The 22,450-nt window shown below is 72.4% G+C and carries 22 protein-coding genes; 6 read left to right on the top strand and 16 right to left on the bottom strand.

The genetic code is table 11. The features are described 5' to 3' along the window. Window positions 1-45 precede the first annotated feature (45 nt). Window positions 46-1,728 carry a DUF885 domain-containing protein gene (locus GWI24_RS09210; RefSeq protein WP_210945394.1) on the bottom strand — a complete coding sequence of 561 codons (1,683 nt, stop codon included), beginning with the start codon at window positions 1,726-1,728 and terminating at the stop codon, window positions 46-48. 238 nt (window positions 1,729-1,966) lie between these two features. On the opposite strand from GWI24_RS09210, the gene GWI24_RS09205 reads away from it, so the two are divergent. After that, window positions 1,967-3,565, top strand: coding sequence for a transposase (locus GWI24_RS09205; protein ID WP_210945393.1), 1,599 nt, complete (start codon window positions 1,967-1,969; stop codon window positions 3,563-3,565). Window positions 3,566-3,685: 120 nt separating this feature from the next. On the opposite strand, the gene GWI24_RS09200 is transcribed toward GWI24_RS09205, so the two are convergent. The 5 genes from GWI24_RS09200 to GWI24_RS09180 all read right to left on the bottom strand — a co-directional run bounded on the left by GWI24_RS09200 (window position 3,686) and on the right by GWI24_RS09180 (window position 9,243). Continuing rightward, on the bottom strand, window positions 3,686-4,978 hold the full coding sequence (locus GWI24_RS09200; protein WP_210945392.1) for a GNAT family N-acetyltransferase: 1,293 nt from the start codon (window positions 4,976-4,978) through the stop codon (window positions 3,686-3,688). 123 nt (window positions 4,979-5,101) lie between these two features. After that, window positions 5,102-5,635 (bottom strand): DUF1990 family protein, encoded by a 534-nt coding sequence (locus tag GWI24_RS09195; protein ID WP_210945391.1) that lies wholly within the window; start codon window positions 5,633-5,635, stop codon window positions 5,102-5,104. 140 nt (window positions 5,636-5,775) lie between these two features. Continuing rightward, a complete protein-coding gene (locus GWI24_RS09190) occupies window positions 5,776-7,368 on the bottom strand; it encodes an alkaline phosphatase (RefSeq protein ID WP_210945390.1) in 1,593 nt (530 codons plus the stop codon). A gap of 158 nt (window positions 7,369-7,526) precedes the next feature. Then, the gene (locus tag GWI24_RS09185; RefSeq protein ID WP_210945389.1) at window positions 7,527-8,357 is read right to left on the bottom strand and encodes an alpha/beta fold hydrolase; all 831 of its coding nucleotides are present in this window, start codon (window positions 8,355-8,357) and stop codon (window positions 7,527-7,529) included. Between the two features lie 139 nt (window positions 8,358-8,496). Then, on the bottom strand, window positions 8,497-9,243 hold the full coding sequence (locus GWI24_RS09180) for an SDR family oxidoreductase (RefSeq protein WP_210945397.1): 747 nt from the start codon (window positions 9,241-9,243) through the stop codon (window positions 8,497-8,499). A gap of 196 nt (window positions 9,244-9,439) precedes the next feature. On the opposite strand from GWI24_RS09180, the gene GWI24_RS09175 reads away from it, so the two are divergent. Next, entirely contained in the window at window positions 9,440-10,183 is a 744-nt protein-coding gene (locus GWI24_RS09175; RefSeq protein WP_210945396.1) for a GntR family transcriptional regulator, read from the top strand. Window positions 10,184-10,245: 62 nt separating this feature from the next. Here the strand turns inward: GWI24_RS09175 and GWI24_RS09170 are convergent, their stop codons facing one another. Then, the gene (locus tag GWI24_RS09170) at window positions 10,246-11,466 is read right to left on the bottom strand and encodes an ROK family protein (RefSeq protein ID WP_210945388.1); all 1,221 of its coding nucleotides are present in this window, start codon (window positions 11,464-11,466) and stop codon (window positions 10,246-10,248) included. A gap of 149 nt (window positions 11,467-11,615) precedes the next feature. Here GWI24_RS09170 and GWI24_RS09165 point away from each other — a divergent pair, with 149 nt between their 5' ends. Further along, the gene (locus GWI24_RS09165) at window positions 11,616-12,056 is read left to right on the top strand and encodes a hypothetical protein (protein ID WP_210945387.1); all 441 of its coding nucleotides are present in this window, start codon (window positions 11,616-11,618) and stop codon (window positions 12,054-12,056) included. A 122-nt stretch (window positions 12,057-12,178) separates the two neighbouring features. Further along, on the top strand, window positions 12,179-12,799 hold the full coding sequence (locus GWI24_RS09160) for an L-threonylcarbamoyladenylate synthase (RefSeq protein ID WP_210945386.1): 621 nt from the start codon (window positions 12,179-12,181) through the stop codon (window positions 12,797-12,799). 256 nt (window positions 12,800-13,055) lie between these two features. On the opposite strand, the gene mug is transcribed toward GWI24_RS09160, so the two are convergent. From mug to GWI24_RS09145, 3 genes are all read right to left on the bottom strand, one after another. Beyond that, window positions 13,056-13,598 carry a G/U mismatch-specific DNA glycosylase gene (gene mug, locus GWI24_RS09155; RefSeq protein WP_210945385.1) on the bottom strand — a complete coding sequence of 181 codons (543 nt, stop codon included), beginning with the start codon at window positions 13,596-13,598 and terminating at the stop codon, window positions 13,056-13,058. Between the two features lie 9 nt (window positions 13,599-13,607). Continuing rightward, the gene (gene purB / locus GWI24_RS09150) at window positions 13,608-15,041 is read right to left on the bottom strand and encodes an adenylosuccinate lyase (RefSeq protein WP_210945384.1); all 1,434 of its coding nucleotides are present in this window, start codon (window positions 15,039-15,041) and stop codon (window positions 13,608-13,610) included. Window positions 15,042-15,172: 131 nt separating this feature from the next. Next, the gene (locus tag GWI24_RS09145; RefSeq protein WP_210945383.1) at window positions 15,173-15,943 is read right to left on the bottom strand and encodes an SGNH/GDSL hydrolase family protein; all 771 of its coding nucleotides are present in this window, start codon (window positions 15,941-15,943) and stop codon (window positions 15,173-15,175) included. A 66-nt stretch (window positions 15,944-16,009) separates the two neighbouring features. Here GWI24_RS09145 and GWI24_RS09140 point away from each other — a divergent pair, with 66 nt between their 5' ends. Continuing rightward, window positions 16,010-16,234, top strand: coding sequence for a hypothetical protein (locus GWI24_RS09140; protein WP_020866599.1), 225 nt, complete (start codon window positions 16,010-16,012; stop codon window positions 16,232-16,234). Window positions 16,235-16,334: 100 nt separating this feature from the next. After that, window positions 16,335-16,589 carry a hypothetical protein gene (locus GWI24_RS09135; protein WP_374103284.1) on the top strand — a complete coding sequence of 85 codons (255 nt, stop codon included), beginning with the start codon at window positions 16,335-16,337 and terminating at the stop codon, window positions 16,587-16,589. Window positions 16,590-16,613: 24 nt separating this feature from the next. On the opposite strand, the gene GWI24_RS09130 is transcribed toward GWI24_RS09135, so the two are convergent. The 6 genes from GWI24_RS09130 to GWI24_RS09105 form a co-directional block, all read right to left on the bottom strand. Next, window positions 16,614-17,618 (bottom strand): hemolysin family protein, encoded by a 1,005-nt coding sequence (locus GWI24_RS09130; RefSeq protein ID WP_210945382.1) that lies wholly within the window; start codon window positions 17,616-17,618, stop codon window positions 16,614-16,616. Further along, complete coding sequence (locus GWI24_RS09125) at window positions 17,615-18,979, bottom strand: hemolysin family protein (protein ID WP_210945381.1); 1,365 nt, start codon at window positions 18,977-18,979, stop codon at window positions 17,615-17,617. The genes GWI24_RS09130 and GWI24_RS09125 overlap by 4 nt, the downstream gene beginning before the upstream one ends. Window positions 18,980-19,142: 163 nt before the next feature. Continuing rightward, window positions 19,143-19,568, bottom strand: coding sequence for a GNAT family N-acetyltransferase (locus tag GWI24_RS09120; protein ID WP_210945380.1), 426 nt, complete (start codon window positions 19,566-19,568; stop codon window positions 19,143-19,145). Window positions 19,569-19,619: 51 nt separating this feature from the next. Further along, window positions 19,620-20,537 carry an LLM class F420-dependent oxidoreductase gene (locus GWI24_RS09115; RefSeq protein WP_210945379.1) on the bottom strand — a complete coding sequence of 306 codons (918 nt, stop codon included), beginning with the start codon at window positions 20,535-20,537 and terminating at the stop codon, window positions 19,620-19,622. A 283-nt stretch (window positions 20,538-20,820) separates the two neighbouring features. Beyond that, window positions 20,821-21,639, bottom strand: a complete 819-nt coding sequence (locus GWI24_RS09110; protein WP_210945378.1) for an ABC transporter ATP-binding protein — start codon at window positions 21,637-21,639, stop codon at window positions 20,821-20,823. A gap of 110 nt (window positions 21,640-21,749) precedes the next feature. After that, complete coding sequence (locus GWI24_RS09105; protein WP_210945377.1) at window positions 21,750-22,433, bottom strand: class I SAM-dependent methyltransferase; 684 nt, start codon at window positions 22,431-22,433, stop codon at window positions 21,750-21,752. Window positions 22,434-22,450 lie beyond the last annotated feature (17 nt).

Genomic DNA, 22,450 nt, shown 5'->3' with positions numbered 1-22,450 from the left:
CGGATGCGGCCCGCCCTCACCACAAGCACGGAAGCGACAACGAGCTCAGAGCGCCGACAGCTCCTCCACCAGGTCGTCAAGACCCAGCGACCCCTGCGACAGCGCCGCCATGTGCCACTTCTTGGCGTCAAAGGCGTCGCCGTGCGCCTTACGGGCCGCCTCCCGCCCCGTCAGCCAGGCCCGCTCGCCCAGCTTGTAGCCGATGGCCTGGCCCGGCATGCCCAGATAGCGCACCAGCTCACTGTCGAGGAACTCCGCCGGACGGCCGCAGTGCAGCCCGAAGAACTCGCGCGCCAGCTCCGGAGTCCACCGCTCACCGGGGTGGAAGGGCGAATCGGCGGGGATCTCCAGCTCCAGGTGCATCCCGATGTCCACGATCACCCGCAGCGCCCGCATCATCTGCGCGTCCAAGTAGCCCAGCCGCCGCTCCGGATCCGACAGATAGCCCAGCTCGTCCATGAGCCGCTCCGCGTACAGCGCCCAGCCCTCCGCGTTGGCGCTGACCATGCCGACCGTGGCCTGGTAGCGGGAGAGCTGGTCGGAGACGTGCGCCCACTGCGCGAGCTGCAGATGGTGGCCGGGGACGCCCTCGTGGTACCAGGTGGAGACCAGGTCGTAGACGGGGAAGCGGGTCTCGCCCATCGTGGGCAGCCAGGTCCGGCCGGGGCGGGAGAAGTCCACCGACGGCTGGGTGTAGTACGGCGCCGCCGCGCTGCCCGGCGGGGCGATCATCGACTCGACCCGCTTGACCCGTTCGGCCAGGTCGAAGTGGGTGCCGTCCAGCTGCTCGATGGCCTCGTCCATCAGCTCCTGAAGCCACACCCGCGTCTCCTCGACGCCCTCGATATGGGCGCCGTGGGCGTCGAGGTGGCGCAGCGCCTCCCACGGGTTGGCGCCGGGCAGGATCTTCTCGGCCTCGGTGCGCATCTCGGCGTGGATCCGGTGGAATTCCGACCAGCCGTACGCGTACGCCTCGTCCAGGTCGAGGTCCGTGCCGTTCCACATCCGGGCCCAGCGGCGGTAGCGCTCACGCCCCACCACATCGGGGGCGCCCTCGACGGCCGGGGCATAGGTGTCGCGCAGCCAGTCGCGGAGCGCGACCAGCGCGCCCGTGGCGGCCGCGGCGGCCTCGTCCAGCTCACCGCGCAGCGCGTCGGGGCCCTCGGAGGTGAAGTCCGCGAACCAGCCGCCGTCCGTGCCGATCCACTCCGCCAGCTGCTCGAGGACCGTGGCCACCTGCCGGGGACCGGCCGGCAGGTTCCGCCGCAGCCCCTCGGCGAGCGATGCGCGGTACCCCTCCAGCGCGGCCGGTACGGCGCGCAGCCGGGCCGCCACCGCCGACCAGTCCTCCTCGGTCTCGGTGGGCATCACGGTGAAGATGCCCCGCACCGAGTGCAGCGGGGAGCTCAGATTGCTGACCGCGCGCAGGTGCTCATCGGCCTCGTGGACATCGAGTTCGGCGGTCAGCCGCTCCCGCAGCAGCCGTGCGCAGCGGCGCTCGGCGTCGCTGTCCGCGCCGGGGCGCGCCTCGGCCTCGGCCAGCTGGTCCAAGGTGGTCCGGTCGAGGTCGGCGATGGCCTTCGCCCCCTCGGGGGAGAAGTCCGGAAGGCGCCGGGAACTCTCGGGAACGCCCAGGTAGGTGCCGGTGATCGGGTCGAGTTCGATGAGGGCGTCGACATAGCCGTCGGCGACCTGACGGGGCAGCGGAGCGTTCTTGGTATCGGACATGCGGCCCATCCTCGTACGTTCCGGGGTGCGGCGTCAGCACCACGGGGGTGTGACGCATGGGAACAGGGGTTGGGAACTGTTGCCGCTTGACCGCGCTTAGGCGCGTTCTGGTGTACACGACTGATGGTCGACGACGTGCGACACCTTGAAAGGGAACCGGAGTTCCTGCGTCGAATATGTGACCTTTGCGGGAGGTGCTCGTTAGATGCCCTGACGGGATCTTCGAGCCGCGTAGGGGGTGGACAGACTGCGCGAGGTGGCAGCGTCATTCGTGGCGCCCGGTCCGTCCGGGGTAGCCATCCGTGACAGCCTCAAGGGTCTGACCGGGCAGGACCAGAGGGTCCTGCGTCTGGTCGGTGGCTTGCTGGGCTCCCTGGCCTCCCGGGACTTGAAGGCCCGCTGCGCGGCCGGGCTGGATCACGATACGGACCAGTGGGCTCAGCGCAAGCGGGCATTGACCGGCCAGTCCTCCTCACGCTGGGCGGGCAGCATCACCAAGGCCACGCAAGACCAGTGGGCACTGGCTCGACGCGGACAACTCGCCTACATCCAGTACCTCCAGGCGAGCATCGACACGATCGCTCGCCGACTGGCACTACCTATCGGGGCGAAGGGTTCCAAGAGCTCGCCGGGCGGTTACCGCTCCCGACAGGAGTGGTTCGCCAAGTCCCGGCGCCTGCACCTGCTCCAAGACCGACTGAAACGGGAGCGGGCCGACTGTGAAGCAGGACGCGTGCGGGTGGTGCGGGGTGGAGCGAAGTTGCTGCGCAACCGGCACAACCTCCAAGCCACCTGGCTGACCGAGGCCGAGTGGCGTGTGCGGTGGGAGGCAGAGCGCTGGTTTCTCCAGGCCGACGGCGAATCGGGGAAGCGATACGGGAACGAGACGATCCGTGTCTCCCCGGACGGTGAGGTGAGCATCAAGCTCCCGGCGCCCCTGGCCGGGCTGGCGAACGCACCCCACGGCCGGTACGTGCTGGCCTGCCGGATCGGCTTCCGGCACCGGGGACAGCAGTGGGCGGACCGCGTCCAGGCGAACCGTGCTGTGGCGTACCGCATCCACTTCGACGTGCGTCGTGAACGCTGGTATCTGACTGCCTCCTGGCAGATACCGCCAGTGAGGACGATACCGCTGGAGGCGGTCCGGTCCGGTGGGCTGATCGGTGTGGACACCAATGCCGATCACCTGGCCGCCTGGCGCCTGGATGCCCACGGCAACCCAGTTGGCGAGCCCCGCAGATTCGACTACCACCTCACCGGCAGCGCGGACCACCGCGACGCCCAGGTCCGACACGCGATCATCCGCCTGCTGCACTGGGCCAATCGCCATGGCCTGGCCATCGCGATCGAAGACCTGGACTTCCAGGCGGACACCACCCGGGAGAAGCATGGTCGGCGGAAGCGGTTCCGGCAGCTGATCTCCGGCATGCCCGTGAGTAGGCTGCGCAGCAGGCTGGTGTCCATGGCAGCCGAGCTCGGCATCACCATCGTGGCCGTCGATCCCGCCTACACCAGCCGCTGGGGCGCCCAGCACTGGCAACGGCCCCTGACCACAAGGACCCGCAAAACCACCTGCCACGACGCTGCGGCCGTGGCGATCGGACGGCGCGCCCTGGGACGCCCGATCCGGCGACGGACGCAACCGCCCCCACCGCACCGGAGCGATGCGGTGGGGCATCGGACCGTCCAGGCCGCATCGGGTTTCCCGGGGCGTGAGGAAACCCGCCCCCGCATTCCCGGACCACGGACCCGATCCGTCGGCGCCGGACGCGGAGCGAAAGCGGGGGACCAGTGTGCCCACAACCGTTCGGGGCACACGGCTGAGCGTGAGTTCTGACACCAGGACTCACCCCCGCTCAGTCCCTAGGAACGGTGTGCTACGAGGTTGCCGATCGGAGCAGCGGGCCGCAGCTGCACGGGTGGCCCGCGTCCACCCGCCGGGCGGGACAAGGACCCCTCAGCGCGCGTGCGGCGGGACCGGCAGCGGAAGGGCCGGCTCGGGTGCCGGTGCCGGTGCCGGTGCCGGGTCGAGGCGGGCGCTGATCACCAGCGTGCCCTGCTCGATCTGGTAGTCCAGCGGCAGCTCGAGGGCGCGCATCGCGGCGACCATGCCGGTGTTGGCCGACTGGGTGACGGCGTAGACGCTCTCGCAGCCGGTCTCGGCGGCCATCGCCACCAGCCGCCGCAGCAGCTCCCCGCCGACGCCGCGGCGCTGCCACTCGTCCTCGACGATCAGCGCGACCTCGGTCTCGTCCCCGTCCCACAGCAGATGGCCGAGGGCCACCAGCCGCCCGGAGGCGGTGTACGCGGCCAGGGTGCGGCCGAAGCGGGGGCTCAGCAGATGGGCGAGGTAGCGGTCGGCGTCGCCGACCGGCCCGTGGTAGCGCTGCCCGAGCGTGGTGGAGGAGCATCGGGCGTGCATCTCGCGGGCGGCGGCCAGGTCGCCGGTGTCGGCGCGGCGCACGGTGATGGCGTTGCCCTCGGGCAGCGTCAGCACATCGCCGTCGTGCGGGATCCGCGGGCCGAGCCGGGCGTCCAGCTCGACCAGCGCGCGGGCCCGGGCGAACTCGGTGGGGGTGAACGGCAGATACGGCCGCTCGATGATGATCGCGCCGCCGGACGGGTCGCGCAGCCGCATCACGGTCTCCTCCAGGACACCTTCGGCGGGCGGTGTGCTGTCCAGCGACCGCCCGCTGATGGACTTGGCGGGCACCGAGTGGATGGTGCAGCGGCCGAACAACTGGCGCAGGGCGAGCGGGAGTTCCGCGGCGTCCAGGGCGGTGCGGGTGGCCAGGGTCAGCGCCCGGGTCGGCGCGTCCACCAGGTCGTGGGTGTCGGCCCGCTCGACCCAGGTGTCACGGCCGCCCGCGGCGGCGACGGCGTCGGTCAGCCCGTCGGACGGCAGGGCCTCGGGCGCGCGCAGCAGGAACTCGTCCACCGTGCCGTCCGTCAGCGGATGGGTCTGCAGAGCCAGGATGTCGACCCGGTGACCGGCCAGTGCCGCGCACAGCGCGGCGAGGGTGCCCGGCTCGTCCCGTACGGTCGTGCGCATCCGCCACAGCGTGGTGGCCTCGGGGGCCGTGGTCTCCGGGGCGCCCGCGGCGTGGGCGGGGTGGGCGTCGGCCGCGGGCGAACGTGAGCTGCCCGGCGGCGCGTGGCCCTGGCGCCGTGATGACCACCATGCGACCAGATCGTGCCGCCAGCGGGGGAGGTGCCGGTGAGGGGGCTCGGGGGTCGCTCGAAATGTCATGCAAACACCCTTGCGCAAAGGTGTTGCGTGATCACGAACAGACTGTGACCTATGGGTTAAGGGCGCATCTGGTAATAGAAGCTTATTTTGTCCGAAATCAAAAGGTTGAAGCCTGAGGTTCCGTCATCCTGCCGCCCACCTGCGCAGTACCCTGCCGCACCGCCGTGCGTACGCCCGCTGGAAGAGCGGCACCAGCGGCCCTCCGGCCCGGCCGAACCAGGACTCCGAACGGCTGAACGCCGTCACCGTCAGTACCACTGAGCCATCCGGCCCCAGCTCCACCACGAACGACTCCTCACCCCGCTCCGGATGGCCGGGCAGCGTGCCGTACGCGAAGCCGGTCCGCGACTCCTCCGCGACCGTCCACACCACCTCGCACGGCGCGCACAGCCGCAGCCGCCCGACCCCCAGACCCACCACGACCGGCCGCCCCGGCGTGGCGACCGGATCCGCGGCGCGGATCGACACCCCCACCGCGCGGTGCATCCGCCAGTCCATCACCGCCCGCCCGGCCGCCTCGAACGCGGCCGGCCCGTGGCCGACACGGGTCCGCACCCGCAGATGGCGATAGCCGGACGGCAGCGGCCACCGCCGGGTGGCGCCCACCTCCGGATAGGTGAGCCGGGAGGCCGGGCCGGGGGCGTCGCTGGATCCCATGCCCGTACGGTACGCGGCGGCCTTACGGTGAGCGGCACGGGAACGCGGCGCCCTTACGGTGCAAAGCACCGGAACGCGGCGGCCTTACGGCGCGCGGCCCCGTAGGCGAACCGTACGGGGCCGCGCACCGCGCAACGCGGCTACTGGCCGACCAGACCCGGCCGCAACACCTTGGTGAACAGCACCTTCCCGCCGTCCTCGCGCAGCCGGACCGTCATCTCGGCGCTGTCGCCGTCGATGTCCACCTCGCCGTAGAACTGGAAACCCTCGGCGGGCGAGACGTTCGCCACCGTCGGCGCCTTGACGAAGGGCTGCTCGGGGCCGAACGTGCCGTCCAGCTTGACCGCCGGGAAGGCGCCCGCGTTCAGCGGACCGGAGACGAACTCCCAGAACGGCGCGAAGTCCTTGAACGCCGCCCGCGACGGGTCGTAGTGCTGCGCCGAGGTGTAGTGGACGTCCGCCGTCAGCCACACCGTGCCGGTGATCTTCCGGTGCTTGATGTGCCGCAGCAGCTCGGCCATCTGGAGCTCACGGCCGAGCGGGGCGCCCGGGTCGCCCTGCGCGACGGCCTCGAAGTCGGTGGTCCCGTCCGGGACCACCAGGCCCAGCGGCATGTCGCAGGCGATGACCTTCCACACCGCGCGCGACCGCGACAGCTCGCGCTTGAGCCATGCCAGCTGCTCGGCGCCGAGGATGCCCTGGGCGTCCTCCGGCTGGCGGTTCGGCGAGTTGGGGTCGCGGTACGTACGGCAGTCCAGCACGAAGACGTCCAGCAGCGGGCCTTGGTGCTGGACCCGGTAGACCCGGCCGCTCGCGTCCGGGCGCAGCGTGCTGATCGGGAAGTACTCGGCGAACGCCCGGCGCGCGCGGGCCGCCAGCACGTTGACGTTCTTCTCGGTGTAGCGGTCGTCGACCAGGATCTCGCCCGGGTACCAGTTGTTGAGCACCTCGTGGTCGTCCCACTGGGTGATCGTCGGCACCTCGGCGTGGAACCGGCGCAGGGCGGGGTCGAGCAGGTTGTACCGGAAGTTGCCGCGGTACTCGTCCAGCGTCTCGGCGACCCTGGTCTTCTCCGGGGTGACGAGGTTGCGCCAGGTGGAGCCGTCGGGCAGCTTGACGGTCTCCGTCATCGGGCCGTCCGCGTAGATGTTGTCGCCGCTGCACAGGAAGAAGTCCGGCTCCCGGCGGCGCATCTCCTCGAAGATGCGGTAGCCGCCGTGGTCCGGGTTGATGCCCCAGCCCTGGCCCGCCAGATCGCCCGACCAGACGAAACGCACGCCCTTACGGCGCTCGGGAACCGTACGGAACGTGCCGTGCACCGGCTCACTGGTGCGGCGCGGGTCCTCCGGGTCGGCCAGCAGCACCCGGTAGTGCACCTGGCTCCCGGCGGGCAGGCCGTGCAGCGCGGTGCGCCCGGTGTAGTCGCTGCCGGGGCCGACCAGCGGGCCGTGCCAGCGCTTGGCCCGCGCGAAGGACTCGGTCGCGGACGTCTCCACGATCATCCGGGCCGGACGGTCGGAGCGGACCCACACCAGCCCCGACGACGTCGTCACATCGCCCACCTGCACCCCCCACTCGGCGCTCGGACGCCCCGACAGCGCCTGAGCGGGCGCGCCGGACGCGGCCGACGCGGCGGCCGATGCCACGGTGGGCACCGCGAGCGCCGCCGAGGCGGCCGCCGATCCCTGCAATACCGTGCGCCGCCCGATCCCTCTGCCCGATTCCCGCCCCATGGTGCCCTCCGTCGCTCGTAGAACCGCTGTGCTGTTGTGTTTGTTATCGGTGCAAGATGCCGCTCTTGCGAACGCCCAGTGAATAACGGTGCGGCCGCCTGGAGTAAAGACCCTGGCCGCGTGCGGTGCGGAGGTTGATGTACGGAGGCGGCCGGCTGTCAGCGGCTGCCGTCCAGGATGACGCGGGCGACCAGCGCGGGATCGTCGTTCATGGGCACATGGCCGCAGCCGGGGAGGCGGACCAGCCGGGCGCCGGGGATCACCTGCTTGGCGCGGACGCCCTGGCGGCGCGGCATCAGCCGGTCGCGCGAGCCCCAGGCGATGGTGACCGGGACATCGGGGATGTCGTGGGTGAACAGCCCGGAGCTTCCGGCGGCCAGCGTGGCGCCGAAGCCGACCGCCTCGCGCATGGCCCGCGTCTCGGCGACGACGGCGTCCGGTGAACGCCGCGCGGGCCGGGCGTAGATGGCGCCGGTCAGCGCGGCCCGTCCGGCCGCGCCGCGGGCCAGCCACGCCACCATCGGCGGCGGCAGCGCCCGCGCCCCGGCCCGCATCGCGGCCAGCACGCCGAAGGCGTAGCGGCGCTCGGCCTCGGTCCAGAACCGGGCCGGGGACAGCGCGGTGACGGACCGGACGAGTCCGAGCCGGCCCAGCTCCAGGGCGATCAGCCCGCCGAGCGAGTTCCCGGCCACGTCGGGGCGCTTGACGCCGAGGGCCTCGAAGAGCGCGTCGAGCACGGGTATGACGCCGTCGAGGTCGTACGGGATGCCGTCCGGCAGCGCGTCCGACGCCCCGAAGCCGGGCAGATCCACGGCGATCACATCGCGGTCGACGGCGAGGATGTCCAGCACCGGCTCCCATGCCTGCCAGTGGTGGCCGATGCCGTGCAGCAGCACCAACGGCCGTCCCGCGCCGCGCCGTTCGTGGACGACCCGGGCGGTGCGGGGGCCGCCGGGGGTGGCGACGGAGAAGGAGAGGGACGCGGGCATCGGGTGGCTCCTCACGATCGGCGTTCCGGTAGGCGCACGCGGCGTATGAGACAGCATGTCAGCAAGAGTTACCGGAGGGTAGACCCGATAGCCGACGGCCCGGACAACCGCACGCCGCCGACCGCGACCGCGGCCGCCGCTACAGCCCGCCCGCGACCCGCAGCACCGCCCCCGTCGTGTACGACGCCTCCGGCGACAGCAGCCACGCCACCGCGCCCGCGATCTCCTCCGGCTCGCCCGGGCGCCCCATCGGCACCCGCCCCTGGACGCGCCACGGCCGCTCGGGGTCGCCCATCCGCGCGTGGATGTCGGTCAGCGTCATCCCGGGCTGGACCGAGTTGACCCGTATCCCCTCCGCCGCCAGCTCCTTCGACAGCCCGACGGTCATCGCGTCGACCGCCGCCTTGCTGGCCGCGTAGTGCACATACTCCCCGGGGCTGCCGGTCGTCGCCGCGCCCGAGGAGATGTTGACGATGGCGCCCCCCTGTCCGCCGTGGCGCGTGGACATCTCGCGCGCCGCGCGCCTCGCGCACAGCAGGGCCCCGGTCACATTGACGTCCACCACGCGGCGCATCACCTCCGGCGAGGTCTCGGTGAAGCGGCCCAACGGCCCCGTGATCCCGGCGTTGTTGACCAGACCGGTGATCGGGCCCAGCTCCTCGCGCACCCGGTCGAACATCGCCTCGACCTGCGCCGCGTCGCTGGTGTCGGCCTGGACGGCCATCGACCGCACACCCTCCGCGCGCACCGCCTCCGCCCACCGCTCCGCCGCGTCCCGCGCGTGCTCGTAGCCGATGGCCACGCTGTGCCCGGCGCGCGCGAGCCGCACCGCCACCGCCGCGCCGATGCCGCGACTGCCCCCCGTGACCACCGTGACCTGGTCCATACCCATCAGCTCAGCTCCCGCCCCGTAACGCATCCTGCTCCGACGGTCACCGACGATAACCGGTCAGGGATTGGTCTTGACCAAGTACGCACGCCGCCTTATGGTCGCATTGATACTGCAACAACCTTTAATAAAGAAGCGCGCATAACTGTGAAGGCGCGCGAGCCAGTCGGCCGTCGGAATCAAGGGGGACATGGTGGGGACCACGCAGCTGGAATCGGTGCCAGAGCCCAAGTACTGGCATCTGAAGACCGTGCTCAGCGACGCACTCGACTCGGAGTTCGCGGTCGGGGAGATCCTGCCCAACGAGCGCGAGCTGGCCGCCCGCTTCGGCGTCGCCCGCGCCACCCTCCGGCAGGCCCTCGAGCAGCTCGAGCTGGAGGGCAGGCTGCAGCGCCGCCGCGGCGTCGGCACCACCGTCGCCCCGCCCCGCGTCGGCGTGGCCGTCGGGGACTACGCCCACGGCTGGACCGACACCTCCGGCGAGAACACCTGGCAGACCGTCGACAGCACCGAGGTGGCCCCGCCCGCCGAGGTCGCCCGGCTGCTGGAGATCGACCCCGACACCCCGGTCCACCGGGTGCGCCGCACCCGGATGAGCCACGGCCAGCCGCTCGCCGCCGAGCTGCTGTACGTACCGTCCGAGTCCGTCCCCGGCCTCGCCGCCATCGACACCCCCAGCGGGCTGGCCCGCGCCCGCGCCGTGCTGCGCGAGCTGCGCCGGCTGGAGCTGGAGGGCCGTGAGCAGACCGTGGAGCTCGGCTCGGCCCGCGCGGACGACGCCAAGGAGCTGGACCGGCTGCCCGGCGCCCCCGTCCTCCTCGTGACCACCCGCTATGTGGCCCAGGGCCGCACCGCGGCCGTCGCCGTGGCCACGTACCGGGCCGACACCTGCCGGCTCACCTTCGGCGACGCGGGCGAAGAGCTGCTGGCGGGCTGATCCGGGCCCGCCCCGCGCCACCGCTCCGTACGCCTCCCGAAACGGCCCCCGTGCGACCCGCCTCAGTGACTCGCACGGCGGGTCGTCACCGTGCTGTCGACCGCGAAGAGCTCCTGCTCCACATGGTCCAGGGCCAGCCGCAGCGCCCCGGTGGTCACCGCCGCCTCGCCGAGCAGCGAGAGCGCGACCTGCGGGGGCCGCAGACAGTAGCGCGACAGCTCATCGCGCAGCGGGGCCAGCACCCCGTCAAGACCGGCGGCCCAGCCGCCCACCACCACGACCTCTGGGTCCAGCGCCAGCACCAGGGCCGCCGTGTCGTGCACCAGCCTGCGGACGAAGCGGTCCACGGCCGCCCGCGCCCGTACGTCGCCGTCCCGGGCCAGCGCGAAGACATGCGCCACCTGCGCCTCGTCCAGCGGGTTCAGCGGCTCCCCGGTCGTGGAGAGCACCTCCTCCGGGGCGGCCTCTTGGCCCAGCAGATGCAGCGCCCCGATCTCCCCGGCCGCGCCGCCGAAGCCGCGGTGGAGCCGTCCGCCGATCAACGAACCGGCCCCCGGGCTCAACCCGGCCAGCACGAAGACCACATCGTCCGAACCGGCCGCCGCGCCCTTCCAGTGCTCGGCCACCGCGGCCGTGTTCGCGTCGTTCTCCACCAGCACCGGACAGCGGAAGGACCGCCGCAGCCGCTCGCCCAGGGGCAGCCCGGTCCAGCCGGGGAGCGCGGTGCACAGATGGACAGTGCCGTCGGCCTCGACGACGCCTGGGCTGCCCACCCCGACCGCGCGCAGCGAGAACCGGGCCACCCCGGCGCGTCGCAGCAGATCCGCGACGGCGGTGCGCACCCGCTCCAGCCGCTCGTCCGCGGACGCCTTCTCCGACACCTCGCGCACGATCGAGCCGAGCGGGCGCCCATCGAGGTCCGACAGGAGCGCGGCCACCCGGTGCGGCCCTATCTCTATGCCCAGCAGATGCCCGGCCTCGGCCCGGAAGCGAAAGCGGCGCGCGGGGCGTCCCTGGCGGCGGACACCGCCCTCCTCGGCGGGCACCTCGACCACCAGACCGCTGCCGGCCAGCCCGTCGATCACCCCCTCGACGGTGGGCCGGGACAGCCCGGTCACCCGGGTCAGATCGGTGAGGCTCGCGCTCCCGGCGCAGCCGCCCGCCTCGTCCTGGCCATCCCCGGTGGCCGTGCCGGACGCGGTCGCCGCGCGCAGCGCGTGCAGGACCACGGCGGAGTTGATGCGTCGCAGCAGAGACGGATCCCCGCCGGTGAGCCGCCCCAACGTCGGCCTCCCTCCCAGTGCGTATCTGCCGGATCGTATCCGCTGGGCGCGGAGGCGGCGAGAGCCTGCTCCCAGGTCGGGCCGCCCGGCCGTCGCGCAGGTCATCTGACGGGCGGCCAGATGTCCGACCTACACGCTTTACTGACACCATGACCAGTACGGCGGACCATGTGGCCACGATCGATCAGCTGCGCGTGCGGGACTTCCCCGCGCAGCGGACCGCCGACGGATGGGTGGAGAGCGGCCCCGGCTTCCATGTCGCCGACCTCCGGGTCAGTGAGGACTTCTGGGACGCGGATCTGAGCCGGGTCGAGGAGGTGCTGGAGGAGTTCGAGGCCGAGCTGAGCGCGCTGGACCAGGTGCTGACCTTACGGTGGGGCACCCCCGACGTCCTCGACCTGACCGACTCCCTGGAGCGCTCGGCGATGGGCGAACCGGTCCCGCCCCCGCTGGACACCCTGTGCGGTTACGTACCCGAGCTGCGCGTCTGGCGCGTCGACGGGCGCTGGGTCGGGCTGGGGGTCGGGCAGGGCGACCGCGAGCTGCCGTTCCAGCTGCTGGTGGCGATAGGGGAGGAGGGGACGATATGACGCCCCCTCCGGCGCTGGGCACGACGGGCGCGGACGGGACGACGTGGGCGGTGAGGCGGCGCGGGCGGTCCGGGGCGCTTCGTTCGGATGGCCGGGGTGTCCTGATCGCATAGGCTCGGCGGATGGCGAAGTACTACGATGTGCACCCCGAGAATCCACAGCAGCGCACCATCAGCAATGTGGCTGACATGATCCGCTCCGGCGCGCTCATCGCCTACCCGACGGACTCCTGCTTCGCACTGGGATGCCGACTGGGCAATCGTGACGGCATCGGCCGGATCCGGTCGATCCGGAACCTCGACGAGCGTCACCACTTCACCCTGGTGTGCCAGAACTTCGCGCAGCTGGGCCAGTTCGTGCACGTCGACAAAGACGTGTTCCGCGTGATCAAAGCAGCGACGCCCGGCAGCTACACCTTCATCCTCCCGGCGACGAAGGAGGTGCCGCGGCAGCTGCTGCACCCGAAGAAAAAGACGGTCGGAGTCCGGATTCCTGACCATACCGCCACTCAGGCCTTGCTCGCCGACCTCGGTGAGCCGCTGCTCTCCAGCACCCTGCTCCTGCCCGACGAGGACGAGCCGATGACGCAGGGCTGGGAGATCAAAGAACGGCTCGACCACGTGGTGGACGCCGTGGTGGACTCGGGTGACTGCGGCACCGAGCCGACCACGGTCATCGACTTGTCCGGCGGCGAAGCCGAGATCGTACGTCGAGGGGCGGGCGACACAGCACGGTTCGAGTGACCGCGCCGACGGCATCACCTCATGTCTCAGGTGTCCGGGCGTAACCGCGGGCGCGGCGGGACGGGCAGCCGCGGCGGCGCATTCCCGGACCAACCGCCCGTGCGGTGCCCGGAAGGGGCGGTCCGCCGCGCTGCCAGGCCGTACGGCGAAGCCGTGACGATCTCGGCCGCGTGGTTCCCGGGTGTCCACGGCCGGTGTCACGTCGGGCGTCCGGACGATCACGGGCATACTGGAAGATCGGCCAAGGACAACACACCTAGCCAGGGTCCCCGGCGGCGGCCCTGAGGCGGCCGAACTCCTCCGCCATCGCGGCCAGCGTCCAGTGCGCGTTGAGACCGCTCGGATTCGGCAGGGCCCAGATCCGGGTCTCGCCTATGGTCCTCGTCTGCGGCCCGATCTTCGCCTTCTTGTCGCCGAACGCCACCCGGTAGGCGGTGACACCCGCCACCGCCAGCCAGCGCGGCCGCAGCCGGAGCACCTTCTCCTCCAGGATCCGGCCGCCCTCCCGGTACTCCTCGTCGCTCAGCTCATCGGCCCGGGCGCTGGCGCGCGCCACCACATTGGTGATGCCCAGCCCATAGCGCACAAGCTCCGACTGCTCGGACGGATCGAGCCGTCGAGGGGTGAACCCCGAGGCGTGCAGGGCGGGCCAGAAGCGGTTGCCGGGGCGGGCGAAGTGGTGGCCGGTGGCGGCCGTCATCAGCCCGGGGTTGATACCGCAGAAGAGGACGCGCAGCCCGTCCGCGACCACATCGGGGACGAGGCGGTCGCGGGCGGCCTCCAGTTCGGCGGGGGTCATCGCCGCGCGTCAGAGGATCGAGCCGGGGGCGTAGGCGGCGGCCTCCGGGCGCTCCTTGACGATCTCCTCGATCCGGGCGACCACCGCGCCCACCTGGTCCGCGGCCGCGCCCGTGAAGGAGAGCTTGTCGTCCATCAGCGCGCCCAACGCGGCCCGGTCCAGCGGGATCCGCTCATCGGAGGCGAGCGAGTCGAGCAGCTCATTGCGCTCGGCGCCCCGCTCGCGCATCGCCAGCGCCGCGCCCACCGCGTGCTCCTTGATCGCCTCATGGGCGACCTCGCGGCCCACCCCGGTCCGTACGGCACCCATCAGCACCTTCGTGGTGGCGAGGAAGGGGAGGTAGCGGTCCAGCTCGCGGGCGATGACGGCGGGGAAGGCGCCGAACTCGTCGAGCACGGTCAGGAAGGTCTCCAGCAGCCCGTCGAAGGCGAAGAACGCGTCCGGCAGCGCGACCCGGCGCACCACCGAGCAGGAGACATCGCCCTCGTTCCACTGGTCGCCCGCCAGCTCACCGGTCATCGAGGCGTAGCCGCGCAGGATCACCGCGAGGCCGTTCACGCGCTCGCAGGAGCGGGTGTTCATCTTGTGCGGCATCGCGGACGAGCCGACCTGGCCGGGCTTGAAGCCCTCGGTCACCAGCTCGTGCCCGGCCATCAGCCGGATGGTCTTGGCCAGCGAGGACGGGGCCGCGGCCAGCTGCACCAGCGCGGTGACGACGTCGTAGTCCAGCGAGCGCGGATAGACCTGGCCGACGGAGGTGAACGCCTGCCCGAAGCCCAGGTGGGTGGCGATCCGCCGCTCCAGCTCGGCCAGCTTCGCCGCGTCGCCGCCGAGCAGGTCCAGCATGTCCTGCGCGGTGCCGACCGGGCCCTTGATGCCCCGCAGCGGATAGCGGCCCAGCAGGTTCTCCAGCCGCTCGTACGCCACCAGCAGTTCGTCCGCCGCGGTGGCGAACCGCTTGCCGAGCGTGGTGGCCTGCGCCGCGACATTGTGCGACCGCCCGGCCATCACCAGCTCGGCGTGCTCAGCGGCCAGCTTGCCGAGCCGGGCCAGCACCGCGACCGTACGGTCCCGCACCAGCTCCAGGGAGAGCCGGATCTGGAGCTGCTCCACGTTCTCGGTGAGATCGCGGGAGGTCATGCCCTTGTGGACGTGCTCATGGCCGGCGAGGGCGTTGAACTCCTCGATGCGGGCCTTCACATCGTGGCGGGTGACCTTCTCGCGCTCGGCGATCGAGGCCAGGTCGACGGTCTCCAGGACCCGCTCGTAGTCGGCGAGGGCGGCGTCCGGCACCTCGATTCCGAGGTCCTTCTGGGCGCGGAGCACGGCGAGCCACAGCCGCCGTTCCAGCGTCACCTTGTACTCGGGGGACCACAGGACGGCCAGCTCCGTGGAGGCGTAGCGGTTGGCCAGGACGTTCGGAATGCGCGGCTTACCAGTCACGTGCACAGAGTCTACTGGCCGTCCTCGCAGGCCAGACCGGTGGCCGAGGGACGCCGCAGAACGGCCCGGACGGACCCCCGGAACGGCCCGGCCGGATCCCGCCGAACGGGCCGGGGCGCGGGCCGTTCCGATCAGCCCTCGTACGGCAGCAGCTCGGCGCGTTTGGGGGCCCGCCCGTCGCCCGAGGACCGGCCGGTCAGCCGCCTGCCGATCCACGGCCCGAGGTGCTGGCGGGCGAACCGCACATCCGAGGTGCGGCGGGCCAGCCACCCGATGGGCACCGCGGGCGGCAGGGGCGCGTTCCAGTCCTCCTCCGGCTCATGGCCCAGCGCCTGCCATACGGCCTCGGCGACCCGCCGGTGCCCCTCGGCGTTCAGATGCAGCCGGTCCTCGTGCCACATCCGGGGGTCCCCGACGGCCTCGGAGGCGTACAGGTCCACGACGGTCGCGTCATGCCGTGCGCCGAGTTCGTCGATGAACGCGAACAGCCGCTCCATCCGGGGCAGGAACCGCGCCAGCACCGGTCCGCGCCGCCCCGGGCTGCGCATCAGCACCAGCCGCTTGCAGCTGGGCGCCAGCCGCTCGACGGCCTCCTCCAGCAGTCCGCACACCCGGTCCACGTCGCATTTCGGCCGCAGCACATCGTTCAGCCCGCCGACCAGGGTCACCAGGTCGGCGCCCATGGCCGCCGCCGGGCCCGTCTGCTCCTCGACGATCTGCCCGATGAGCTTGCCGCGTACGGCGAGATTGGCGTAGCGGAAGCCGGGGTTGCGGGCCGCGAGCCGCCCGGCGAGCAGATCCGCCCAGCCTCGGTAGGTGCCGTCGGGAAGCGCGTCCGACATGCCCTCGGTGAAGGAGTCGCCGATCGCGACAAAGCTGCTGTAGGTGATGTTCGTCTGCATGGCTCGGGCGATCCTATCCCGGTGCGTGGGCTGCGTGGACCGCCGAGCGCGAGCATGATGAGCCGCATGGCGATGACCCACATCTACTTCGAGGGCGGAGCGCGGAACGGGACGACCGCCAGCTGGAATGTGGAGCCCGGCGCGGACATCTACGACGACAACATCTTCCGGCCACCCGAGCTGTACCGGCGGACGAACCGCACCAAGGTCATCGGCCGGGTCGAGTACGTGATCTTCCGTTACGACCCGATGGGCACCCGGCCCGGTCCCGGCCCCGGTCCCCGCCGCTGAGCCTCGCGCGGGCCGTCCGGCCGGGGTCGCGGTTGGACCGGTTGGACCGGTTGGACCGCCCGGGGTTCCGCGTGTCGCGCGGCGGGGCAGTCTGGTCGGCGTGGATGCCTTCGAATGCGACCGTACGACCATGGCCATCGTCGCCGCCGCGCTCGCCGACGACGGGGAGGGCGCCGCCGCCCTCCTGGAGCCGCTCGATACGCGCGATGTGTGCCGGGTCGCGGTGCGGCTCGCCGCGATGGCCGCCCATGCGCTGGTGGCGGTGGCCGAGGAGGGCGGCGGCGGCAGGGAGGAGGCGCTGGCCCACTGGCAGGCGTGCATCATCGCTCATGAGTCCAGACGCACCGAGGAATGATCGGACACGGGCGGGCAGGAGCCCTCAGGCGACCAGCTCGCGCAGTACGTCCTCCATGGTCACCAGCCCCTCCAGCCGTCCGTCCGCGGCGATGACCGCCGCGAGATGGGTACGGCTGTCGCGCATCGCGGTGAGCACGTCGTCCAGCGGCGTGAGGGACCGCACCCGGGGGATCGGGCGCAGCTGATCGGGGCGGAACGGCACATCCCGGGGCCGTGCGTCCAGCGCGTCCTTCACATGCAGATAGCCCAGGATCCGCCCGGAGTCGTCCACCACCGGGAACCGTGAGAAGCCGGTCCGTGCCGACAGCCGCTCCAGCTCATCGGGGGTCACCCCGAGCCGCGCCGTGACCACCCGGCCCATGGGCAGCACCACGTCCCGCACCCGCCGCCGGCTCAGCTCCAGCGCGTCCCGCAGCCGCTCGGTGGCGCGGTCGTCCAGCAGCCCGGCCTCGCTGGAGTCCGAGACCATCCGGGCCAGCTCATCGTCGGAGAAGGTCGCCGCGACCTCGCCCTTGGGCTCCACGCGCAACAGCTTCAGCACCCCGTTCGCCAGGGCGTTCACCCCGAAGATCACCGGACGCAGGGCGCGGGCGAGGGCGACCAGGGGCGGGCCGAGCAGCAGCACGGTGCGCACCGGCTCGGCCAGCGCCACGTTCTTCGGCACCATCTCGCCGAACAGCATGTGCAGATACGTGGCCAGGGACAGCGCGATCACGAACGAGATCGGGTGCACCAGACCCAGCGGCAGACCCACCACATGGAACAAGGGCTCCAGCAGATGCGCGATGGCCGGCTCCGCCACGGCGCCCAGCACCAGCGTGCACAGCGTGATCCCGAGCTGGGCCGCGGCCAGCAGCGCGGAGAGATGCTCCAGACCCCACAGCACGGCCCGGGCCCGCCGGTCGCCCTGCTGGGCATGCGGTTCGATCTGGCTGCGGCGCACCGAGATCAGGGCGAACTCCGCGCCCACGAAGAAGGCGTTGAAGACCAGCGTCAGCAGCCCGATCAGCAGTTGGAGAACGGTCATCGGCCCGTAGCCCCCTCGGCTCCGTGCACACCGCCGGCCCCGTCGCCCCCGGTACCGTGCAGCGGCGCCCGCAGCCGGACCCGGGCCGCCCGGTGGCTCGTCACCTTCCGCACCTCCACCGACCAGCCCCCCAGCTCGACGGTGTCGCCGACGGCCGGGATCCGGCCCAGCTCGGTGGCGACCAGCCCGGCCAGCGTCTCGTACGGGCCCGGGGGCACCCGCAGCCCGATGCGCTCCAGCTGATCGACGCGGGCCGCGCCGTCCGCGTCGTACAGCGTATGGCCCTCCGGGTCCCGGCCCATGGGGATCAGCTGGGCGGTCTCATGCGGGTCGTGCTCGTCGCGGACCTCGCCGACCACCTCCTCGACGATGTCCTCCAGGGTGACGACCCCGGCCGTACCGCCGTACTCGTCGATCACCACGGCCATGCTGCGCTGGGCCGAGAGCCGGTCCAGCAGCCGGTCCACGGTGAGCGACTCCGGGACGAACACCGCTTCGCGCATCAGCTCCGACACCGGGCGGCGGGGCCGCTCCTCGGCGGGGACCGCCAGCACGTCCTTGATGTGGACGAGCCCGACGACGGTGTCCAGGCTGCCCCGGTAGACGGGGAAGCGGGACAGCCCGGTGGCGCGGGTCGCGTTGGCCACGTCCTCGGCGGTGGCCCGTACGTCCAGCGCCACCACCCGCACCCTCGGGGTCATCACGTTCTCCGCGGTGAGCCCGGCGAGGTTGAGGGTGCGGACGAACAGCTCGGCGGTGCCCTTCTCCAGCGCGCCCTCCTTGGCCGAGTGCCGGGCGAGGGCGATCAGCTCCTGCGGGCCGCGCGCGGAGGCCAGCTCCTCGGCGGGCTCCAGGCCCATTCGGCGCACGGTGCGGTTGGCGGTGTTGTTGAGATGGCTGATCAGCGGGCGGAAGAGGGAGCTGAAGACCCGCTGCGGAGTGGCCACGGCCTTGGCCACCGGCAGCGGCCGGGAGATCGCCCAGTTCTTGGGCACCAGCTCGCCGACGACCATCAGCACGACGGTCGACAGGAAGGTGCCGAGCACCAGCGCGGTCGAGTGGACGGCTGACGGGGGCACGCCGATCGCGGTGAGCGGCCCGGCCAGCAGGGCCGCGACGGACGGTTCGGCCAGCATGCCGACGACCAGATTGGTCACGGTGATGCCGAGCTGCGCGCCGGAGAGCTGGTAGGTGAGGCTCCGCACGGCCTTCAGCGCCCCGGCCGCGCCGCGCTCCCCGCGCCCGGCCGCGCGTTCCAGCTCGCCGCGCTCGACCGTGGTCAGCGAGAACTCCGCCGCGACGAAGGCGCCACAGGCCACCGCCAGGAGGAGCGCCACGGCGAGGAGGAGGACTTCGGTCATCGGTTCACCTCCGTCCCATGCTAGGGCCTGTCTGGAGTTGTGATCTGGATCAGGGAGCGGGGCGTGGTGCGTGCCTGCCACGCCCCGCGAGCCCAGATCACAACTCCGGACAGGCCCTGAAAGGCCCCGCACGGCGGCGCCGCGCCCGGGACGGCCGCCGGGGTCAGGGGCGCAGCGGCTTGACCCAGCGGCTCCACTGCGACTGCGGCTCATAGCCCGCCGCACTCCACGCGTGGTGGGCGAGCTCGTTCCCGTTCAGCACCATCGCGTCCCCGCGCCGTCCGCCCAGGGCCGCGAACCGCTCCTCGGCCGCCGCCAGGAGGGCCGTCGCCACGCCGCGGCGGCGGTGCCCGGGGTGGACGGCCAGCCGGTACAGATGGCAGCGCCAGCCGTCGAAACCGGCGATCACGGTCCCGGCGAGCTCACCGTCCCGCTCGGCCAGCAGCAGCGACTCGGGGTCGCGGTCGAGCAGCCGGGCCACCCCGTCCCGGTCGTCGCTGATGCTGGTGCCCTCCGCCGCCTCCTTCCAGAAGGTGAGCACGGTGTCGAGGTCGGCGGGGGCCGCGGCCCGTATCCGGAGATCGTTCATGGCCGTATCCCACCATCGGGCGGACCGCGGCGTCGACGGGATTCCGCCGGGTCAGCTGCCGTGCAGCTCCTCGATCACCGGGGCGAACGCCTCCATGTTGTGCTCCAGCACCGTGAAGTACGAGAAGCCGAACCGCTCGCGGTGGGCCCGCAGCTGCTCCGCCATCTCCTTGGCGTCGCCCAGCAGCAGCGCCGGGTGCTCCAGCAGCTGGTCCTCGGTGAGGTCCGGTGCGTACGGGGCCAGCTCACGCGCCTTGGCGCGGCGGTCCTCGGTGGGGCCGACCATCTGGATGAGGTAGTTCAGCTCGATGGGGTCATCGCTCTCAGCGGACCCCTTCGTCCTCCCCGCTTCGGCGGCGAATCGGCGGAAGGCGGCGACCCGGCCCTCCAGCGCCTCGGGGCTGATCAGCTGCAGGGTGCCCTGGGGCTTGCCGGCGGGCTGCACCGCGCCGGTGAAGGCCGCGATGTCGGCGTGGCGCGCGGCCAGCCGCAGCAGCCGGTCGCCGTTGCCGCCGAGCAGCAGCGGCGGGCGCGGGGACTGGGTGGACCGCGGCCGGTGCTCGGAATCGGTCAGCAGCCGCTCCAACTCGGCCACGGTGTGCACCAGATGGTCCACCCGCTCCCGGGGCGAACCGAACGGCAGCCCGGCGCTGTCGTGTTCGGCCTTGACATAGCCGGCGCCCAGGCCGAGCTCCAGCCGGCCGTCGGTGAGCGCGTCGCAGGTGGCCACCTCCCGGGCGAGCAGCGCGGGGTTCCAGAAGCCGGCGTTGAGCACGAAGGTGCCCAGCCGCGGGCGCTCGGTCGCCTCGGCGGCGGTGGCCAGCGCCGGGAACGGGGCTGGGTTGCCGAGGTGGTCGGGGGCCAGCAGCACGTCATAGCCGAGTTGCTCGCCATGGCGGCACTTCTCCCGCCATGCCTCGGCCGATTCAAGGGTGAGCAGATTGACTCCGAAACGGAACGGCCTTGCCATGAGCCCTCCTTGATCGCGGATACCGCGAACGTATCCGAGATCGGCGCCGTTCGGCACCGCAAGGCCGCTCCGCTGTGAGCGCGCTGAGCTGCCGTCGATCGTCTGCGGCGGCGTCGTGGCTGGTCCCACGCGGCGGAGCCGCATATCGGCACAGCCGCGGCGGAGCCGCACATCGGCACATCCCCGCGCCCCTTCAGGGCGCCTTTCGAACCGCAGGCCCTCATTCGGCCGCCGCGCCGGTCGAGCGCGGGCCCGGGTCCGGCACCGGCCCTGGGCCCCGGGCTCAGTTCAGCGGGTCGGGGTCCGGGGCGGCCCCGGGGGGCGCGGTGGCGGCCGTGAAGATGTGCATCCGCTCCAGCACCGCCTCGGCCGTGGGCCGCTCCATCCGGTCCACGATCCGGCCGTCGGCGAGGAAGAGCACCAGATCGGAGTGGGCGGCGGCGGTCGGGTCGTGGGTGACCATGACGACCGTCTGACCCAGTTCGTCCACGGCCTCCCGCAGGAAGCGCAGCACCTCAAGGCCCGCCCGTGAGTCCAGGTTGCCGGTGGGCTCGTCCGCGAAGATCAGCTCGGGGCGGGAGGCGAGCGCCCGCGCACATGCCACCCGCTGCTGCTGTCCGCCGGACAGCTGGGCGGGCCGGTGCCGCAGCCGGTCCCGCAGCCCGAGGGTGTCGATGACCCGGTTCACCCACTCCTGGTCGGGTTTGTGGCCCGCGATGTCCATGGGCAGGGTGATGTTCTCGGCCGCGTTGAGCGTGGGCAGCAGGTTGAACGACTGGAACATGAAGCCGATCCGGTCGCGGCGGAGCTGGGTCAGCTCCTTGTCGCCCAGGCCGGTGATCTCGGTGTCGCCCAGCCAGGCCCGGCCCGACGAGACCGTGTCGAGACCCGCCAGACAGTGCATCAGGGTGGACTTCCCGGAGCCGGACGGGCCCATCACGGCGGTGAACCTGCCCCGTTCGATCTCCACGTCCACCGCGTCCAGCGCGAGCACGGCCGTCTCGCCGCTGCCGTACGCCTTGGTCAGGGACCGGGCCCGGGCCGCCACATGGGCGCCGCCGTCCGCGAACCCGTCCGTCTTCGTTGCCGCCGGTGTGGACATGATGCCTCCCCGTATCGGAACGTCGTGCCCTCGATGGTAGGGACCCGGCCGCCGGTACGCGCGCCTGCGGACGCGGGCGTACGGGAATGCGAACGCCGACGGGGAGGCGATCAGGGACCGGAGGGCGCGGACGGGCGGCGGGCGGCGCCGAGCACGCACGGGGACGTCGGCAGCGTCGGGCCCCGGTCCGGGATGCGCAGCCGGCGGTGGCCGATCGGCTCGAAGCCCGTGGCCGCGATCTCCGACCGCACCTCGCGCCCCGTATGGCAGCCGCCGAACATCAGCGGCCACACCGTGCGGTCCAGCGCCCACTGGGTGGTCGCCAGAACCCGCCCCTCGGCGCGGCCGTGCTCGAGGAAGCGCAGCTCACCGCCGGGCCGCAGCACCCGCAGCAGCTCGGCGAGCGCGCGCCGCACATCGCGCACCGAACACAGCACCAGACAGGCCACCGCCGCGTCGAACCCCTCGCTCTTGACCGGCAGCGCCTCGGCGACGCCCGGCACCACGTCCACCGGCACCCCGGCGCGCAGCCCCGCCCGGGTGGCCAGCCGCCGCAGATGGCGCTCGGGTTCGATGGCGACGACCTCGGAGACGGTCTCGGGGTAGTGCGGGAAGTTCAGCCCATTGCCCGCGCCGATCTCGATGACCCGGCCGGAGAGCCCGGCCAGCAGCTCGCCGCGCAGCCCACCCAGACCGGCCCGCTCGTCGGCCAGCGGGCTCAGTCTGGCGTAGCAGCGGGCGAAGAGCGGGTGGTGGACGGCGTCACGCGGGGGTGTGCGACGGCATACGGGCATGGGAGCTCCCCCTTGTC

Origin of the sequence: Streptomyces sp. MK37H (assembly GCF_018035285.1) — a bacterium.
GTDB lineage: Bacteria > Actinomycetota > Actinomycetes > Streptomycetales > Streptomycetaceae > Streptomyces > Streptomyces endocoffeicus.
The sequence above is the reverse complement of the archived record's forward strand: the minus strand, read 5'-3'. Positions and strand labels throughout refer to the sequence as shown.